Below are 6,208 nucleotides of genomic sequence, written 5' to 3' on the forward strand. Positions count from 1 at the left end.
TCGTTACTTCTTCCCTCCGTTCTTCTGCATGACCTTGGCCAGGCTCATGGTCTGCGCCACCGGCCGCTTGGCCGGGCACACAAATGTGCAGCTGCCGCAGCCCATGCACAAATCCACCATCAGCCGGTTCAGCCCGTCCACATCGCCTTTTGTGAAAGCGCCCGCAATCTCCACCGGGGACAGACCCAGCGGGCAGGCCGCAATGCAGCGGCCGCAGCGGATGCAGGGGCCGGGCGCAGGCAGGTGCGCCTTCTTGCCGGAAAATGCCAGCAGCGCGTTGTTTTGTTTGAGCACGGGGAACGAGGGATCAAACACGGCAGTGCCCATCATGGGGCCGCCCATGATCAGCTTTTCCATGTCCTCTTTCACGCCGCAGAATGCCAGCACGTCCTGCATGGGCGTGCCGATGATGACCTCCACGTTTTTGGCCGTGGTCACAGCGTCGCCGTCCACGGTCAGGCGTTTGGTGGTCAGCGGCATGCCTGTATCCAGGAACTTGCCCAGGGTGGACACCGTGGTCACGTTCATCACGATCACACCCACATCGCTGGGCAGACCGCCCCGGGGAACTTCCCGGCCGGTGGTCTTTTCGATCAGCACTTTTTCCGCGCCCTGGGGGTAGCGGCTGTCCAGAGGCTGCACCGAATAACTGCTGTCGCCTTTGGTCAGGCTGAACATCAGATCAATGGCTTCGGGCTTGTTGCGCTCGATGCCGAAGATGACCTTTTGGATACCCAGGTACTCTTTGACGGCCGCCACACCGCGCATCACAGTATCGCTGCACTCCAGGAATTCCCGGTTGTCGGCCGTGATGTACGGCTCGCACTCGGCGCCGTTGATGACCAGTGTATCGATCTGGTCCAGATTCTTGGGCGACAGCTTCACCGCAGTGGGGAAGCCCGCGCCGCCCAGGCCCACCAGGCCGCAGGCACGCGCCGCAGCCACCAGGCTGGCCGCATCCGTCACCACCGGCGGTTTGCAGGCCGGGTCGGGGGTCTGGTTTCCGTCCGGTTTGATGACCACTGCCGGAACCACGGCGCCGTTGGGCATGTGGACGCTGTCCACCGCTTCCACCGTGCCGGAAACGCCGGAATGGATGTCCGCGCTGACAAAACCGCCCGCCGTGCCCACCACGGTGCCCACATAGACGGTGTCGCCCTTTTTCACCGCAGGGGTGCAGGGCGCGCCAATGTGCTGCTGCATGGGCAGCACGATCTTCTCGGGCAGGGGCATCTTCTCGGTTGCCAGCTCCGCCGTACCTTTGTGGTGCGGCACGCGCGCGCCTTCAGCGCTGCGTTTCAGTTTGGCTAACATCAGTGTGATCCCTCTTCTCTTCCTTACTTCTCACGGCTCTGCCCGCGGGCAGAAAACCGCAATCCTTCATTATTTTATTTTAACATTCAGCGGGACGCTGTCAACAAAAAATAAATCTTTCACAAACTCGAACATTGCGTTTCGCGCCGGCGATGTGGTATACTAACTTATACAGCTTTTTTGCGGGAGGGAACGTTTTGCCGTTTCTTGTTACTGACAGCGCCTCGCCCCTTGCGTTCGAGACGCTGCCCGCGCTGAAGGTGACCGAATTCTATGGCCAGCCCCGGCGCGGAGAGGTTTATTCCTATCTTCGCTGCTATGTGCACAAGGGAGCGCTGCACTACAGCGTCACGGTGTTTGACGGCGAGCCCCCCGCCACTGCCCGCATCGGGCTTGCCGTGACAGCGGACGACACGGCGCGGCGCTATCTGTTCGCCGTGCTGGCCAAGGACGCCCCCTGTCAGCTGGCGCTGTACGAGGACGATGTGCTGCGGCAGACCCTGACGGCGCCCTGTGTTCGGCAGTTGGCCGGACAGGACGAGCAGGGCGAATACTGGGGCGCGGAAAGCGTGCTGGAGGCCGATGTGTTCCAAACCTGGTTCGGCTGTGCGCCCCACGCCGGGATGCTTTTGCCCGGAAATGTGTTTTTGTTTGACCGGACGGAAACCGCCTTCGGCGCGGCCTTCCCCGTGCCGGCCGGCGGGCCTGTGCCCACGTCCAGAGGGTTTGACTCCCTTCTGGTGGTTCCCTATTGAAAAATGAGGAGGCGTATTGAGGATGAAATTCGTGTTGAAACTTCTGGGCTGGCTGGCAGTGATCGCGGCGGCCGTGTGCGCGCTGGCGTACTGGGACAAAAAGACCACCCCGGATTACATTGAAATCTATTCCGACGGCGAGGACGAAGAGGACGCGTTTTAAACACGCGCCGGACAAAACGGTTTGCAAAACGGCATGGCTCGGGCCATGCCGTTTTTTATGTTCTGCCGGGCGCACAACCAAAAACGGGAGCAAGGGCACACCCTCGCTCCCGTTTGATGCAGCTGTCTCTCACATCTCACACAGAGGCTCGTAATATTTTTCTTTGTATTTTGCCAGCATTTCGTTGAAATTGGGCACAAAGCCGTCGTGCATGTTCCGGCGGAACGCGTGGGCGTCGAAATTGCCCACATCCGCTTCACTGCCCACAATGCGGGCCGCAATGTTGGAGCAGTGGTCGGAAATGCGCTCCAGATTGGTGAGGATTTCCAGATAAATGGTGCCGCCGTCGATCTGGCACTCGCCGGTCTTCAGGCGCTGAATATGGCGCGAACGCATGGTCTCGATCATCAAATCGATGGTCTCCTCCAGCGGCTCCACCTGTTCGGCCACCGTCGCGTCGCTTTGTTCAAAGGCGCGCAGGGTGATGTCCTGAATCTCCTGCAGTGCTTTGTCCACCACAGCCAGTTCCGCTTTGGCCTTGTCCGTAAACGACAATTCCTTGTCGAACATCTCGCCCGACCGCTCGCACACATTGATGGCGTAATCGCCGATGCGTTCGTATTCCACAATGAAGTTTAAAAGCTCGCTGACCGCGTGACTCTCGTTCTCGCTCAGTTCTTTGTCGGTGATTTTCACCAGATAGTTGCTGATGGCCACCTCCAGCTGGTCGATGATGTTTTCCCGCTGGTGGATCAGGTTCAGCGTCTCGCTGTCATGACTGTACAGCACGGGGATGGCGGCGGCGTAGTTCAGCTGCGCGTTGCGCGCCATGGTCTCCACGGCGCTCTTCGCCTGCTGAATGGCTACGGCCGGCGAGGTGATCAGGCGTTCGTCCAGCACGGGGATCTCCACTTCGGTTTTCTCCCCGGCAGAATCGGGAATGGTCATTTCCGCCAGTTTTGCCAGCAGACGCACGAAGGGGATGAACATCACCGTGACCACTACATTGAACAGGGTGTGGAAGTTGGCGATGTCGCCCATGCCGATGGGCTCATCCCACCAGGTGAACTGGAACAGTGCTTTGAGGCCGTAGATGACCACCAGAAAGACCAGCGAACCGATGACGTTGAAATACAGATGGACCACGGCGCTGCGCTTGGCCGCTTTGGACGCGCCCACCGACGCGATCAGCGGTGTGGAGCAGGTGCCGATGTTCTGGCCCAGAATGATGGGAATGGCGCTGCCCCAGGTGACCACGCCGGTGCTGGAGAGAGCCTGCAGAATGCCCACCGACGCAGAGGAGGACTGAATGGCAATGGTGACCAGCATGCCCGCCAGAACGCCCAGAATGGGGTTTTGCAGCGAGGTGAACAGCTGAATGAAGAGGGGCGAGTCGCGCAGCGGTTCCACCGAGCTGGTCATGATGCCCATGCCCGTGAACAAAAGGCCAAAGCCCATCATGATCTGGCCGATGTTCCGCTTTTTGGGCGCCTTGATGAACACATACAGAATGGCCCCCGCAAAGGCCACCAGCGGCGCGAAGGTATCGGGTTTGCAGAACTCCATCCAGGTGCTGCCGCCGGACATCTCCGACAGACGGATCAGCTGGCCGGTGACCGTTGTTCCGATGTTTGCACCCATGATGATGCCGATGCCCTGGCTCAGCTGCATGATCCCGGAATTGACCAGACCGATCACGATGACGGTGGTACCTGCCGACGACTGGATGATGCCGGTGATCAGCGCACCCAGCAGCACCGCGCGGATGGTGGATGCGGTCAGCTTCTGCAAAATGCTTTCCATTTTTCCGCCGGCAATTTTTTCCAGGCCGGAACCCATGATGCTCATGCCGTACAAAAACAGCGCAATACCGCCTGCAAGATTGATCACGTCAAAAACCGTCATAAATTCCTCCGGCTGACAACGTTCTTCCCAAAAACAAAGCGGCTCGTATGTGCTCCGGCCGCTTCGTTTACAGAAAGTTGACATTTATTTTTCAAAAACCTTACATGAATTTATGATACCATCCCACCGGGCCCCACGCAAGGGGCACAGCTGTTTTTTTGACGAAAAAAGTCTTCACTCCTCCACGCTGACCACCACACCTGCCGGGGCGCACACCGCCTGGTCGTGCTCTTTGCTCAGCCAGCCGAAGTTTTCGCAGATATGGTCGGGGCACTGGCTGTCCACAAAGCGGATGGCGCCGTCCCGCACTTCCAGCGTCACGGGAAAAGGCGCGCCCTCTATGGAATAGGTCCCGTCCCGGGAGAGCGGGATGCGCTGCGTTTCGGCACCCGCCACGCTGACCACCGCCTGGGCGCCCGCGCCCCGGCCTGCGCCCCACAGAACCAGCGCGCCGGCCGCTGCCAGAATGACCAGCGCGAACAAAATGTTTTTCTTCATGGACGCCTCCTGCGTTCTCTTGCGTATTTTTTTCATTATACTATAATAAGGGATAGAAACTCAAACAACAGGGAGAAACAAACCATGAACGATTCACAACGCATTCAGAAAATCGATGCTTTTATTGAACAGAACAAGGACGCTCTTCTGCGCGATTTGAAGACGCTGGTGTGCATTCCCAGCGTGCAGAGCGCACCCGAACCCGGCGCGCCTTTCGGCGCCGACGTGCGCAAAGCGCTGGACACCGCCCTGGACATGGCCCGCGGTTTCGGGCTGGAGACCCACGACTGCGAAGGCTACATGGGCTATGCGCAGATCACAGGCAAAAGTGAAAAGCAAATCGCCACCATTGCTCATCTGGACGTAGTGCCCGAGGGCAACGGCTGGGATTCAAACCCCTTTGATTTGGTGGAGCGGGACGGCTACGTCATCGGCCGCGGCACCGCCGACGACAAGGGCCCCGCGGTGCTGACGCTGTATGCGGCCAAGTTCTTCAAAGAGCAGGGCGAAGAGCTGCCCTACACGCTGCGCATCCTGCTGGGCTGCGCCGAGGAGACCGGCATGGAAGATGTGGACTACTACCTGTCCCGCTATCCGCAGCCCGCGTTCTGTTTCACGCCGGACGGAGAATTTCCGGTGGGATACGGCGAAAAAGGCCACTACGGCGGCACATTTACCAGCGCTGCCCTGACCGGAAACCTGGTCCGGATGGAGGGCGGCGTTGCCACTAACGTGGTGCCCGACCGCGCTTTCGCCATCGTCAAGGCCGACGCAGCCGGTCTTGCGGACACGGACCGTGTGAAGGTGACACAGGAGGGCGAGGGCCTGGTGCGCATCACCGGATACGGCAAGGGCGGCCACGCCTCTCTGCCCGAGGGGACCGTCAACGCCATCGCGCTGGTGGTGGACTACCTGCTGGACCACGACCTGTGCTCGGAAGAGGAAAACACGGCGCTGCGCATGGAGCGCGAACTGCTGCGCGTGACCGACGGCTCGTTTGCGGGCATTGACTGCGAAGACAAGGTGTTCACCCCGCTGACCTGCATCGGCGGCACGGTGGAAACCCGGGACGGCCGGCTGTGCCAGACCATCGACATTCGTTATCCCACCTGCATCACCGCCGATGAGATGTGCGAAAAGCTGAGCGCCTTTGCGGCCCGGTTCGGCGCTTCCTTCGCGGGCGAAAAACCCGCCGTGCCCTTCTATATCGAGCCGGACTCCCCTGCCATCCGCACGCTGATCGACACCTACAACGAAGTGACCGGCCAGAACAAAAAGCCCTTCACCATGGGCGGCGGCACCTATGCCCGCCACTTTGAAAACGCGGTCAGCTTCGGCATGGAAGAACCCCAGGAACCCATGCCTGCCTTTGTGGGAGCCATGCACGGCGCCAACGAGGGCGTGCCCGTGGCCCGTCTTTTGCAGAGCCTGAAGATCTACATTCTGGCCCTGTCCCGCCTGATGGAGCTGGAGTTCTGATCCATCGCACAAACCCCGGCGCCCGCCGCTTTTGAAAGCGGCGGGCGCTTTTTGCCGCATAAAAAGGCGCGCCCTGTTCCCGCGGGAACAGGGC

At 60.0% G+C, this 6,208-nt stretch carries 6 protein-coding genes; 3 read left to right on the top strand and 3 right to left on the bottom strand.

Annotation, left to right across the window (positions count from 1 at the left end):
* Positions 1–3: 3 nt before the first annotated feature.
* Entirely contained in the window at positions 4–1,314 is a 1,311-nt protein-coding gene (gene rsxC / locus WMO24_RS07855) for an electron transport complex subunit RsxC (RefSeq protein ID WP_349215838.1), read from the bottom strand.
* Positions 1,315–1,511: 197 nt separating this feature from the next.
* On the opposite strand from rsxC, the gene WMO24_RS07860 reads away from it, so the two are divergent.
* Together WMO24_RS07860 and WMO24_RS07865 are read left to right on the top strand one after the other, a co-directional pair.
* Positions 1,512–2,069 carry a hypothetical protein gene (locus WMO24_RS07860; protein ID WP_349215840.1) on the top strand — a complete coding sequence of 186 codons (558 nt, stop codon included), beginning with the start codon at positions 1,512–1,514 and terminating at the stop codon, positions 2,067–2,069.
* 22 nt (positions 2,070–2,091) lie between these two features.
* Positions 2,092–2,232 carry a hypothetical protein gene (locus WMO24_RS07865; RefSeq protein WP_349215842.1) on the top strand — a complete coding sequence of 47 codons (141 nt, stop codon included), beginning with the start codon at positions 2,092–2,094 and terminating at the stop codon, positions 2,230–2,232.
* Positions 2,233–2,361: 129 nt separating this feature from the next.
* Here WMO24_RS07865 and WMO24_RS07870 read toward each other — a convergent pair whose 3' ends face one another.
* Positions 2,362–4,137: a Na/Pi cotransporter family protein gene (locus tag WMO24_RS07870; protein ID WP_349215844.1), complete on the bottom strand. Its 1,776-nt coding sequence runs from the start codon at positions 4,135–4,137 to the stop codon at positions 2,362–2,364.
* Positions 4,138–4,311: 174 nt separating this feature from the next.
* Complete coding sequence (locus WMO24_RS07875) at positions 4,312–4,635, bottom strand: NusG domain II-containing protein (protein WP_349215846.1); 324 nt, start codon at positions 4,633–4,635, stop codon at positions 4,312–4,314.
* An 84-nt stretch (positions 4,636–4,719) separates the two neighbouring features.
* On the opposite strand from WMO24_RS07875, the gene WMO24_RS07880 reads away from it, so the two are divergent.
* Entirely contained in the window at positions 4,720–6,114 is a 1,395-nt protein-coding gene (locus WMO24_RS07880; RefSeq protein ID WP_349215848.1) for a Sapep family Mn(2+)-dependent dipeptidase, read from the top strand.
* The last annotated feature ends 94 nt before the right edge of the window (positions 6,115–6,208 follow it).

The organism is Ruthenibacterium intestinale, assembly GCF_040096265.1.
GTDB classification, from domain to species: domain Bacteria; phylum Bacillota; class Clostridia; order Oscillospirales; family Ruminococcaceae; genus Ruthenibacterium; species Ruthenibacterium komagatae.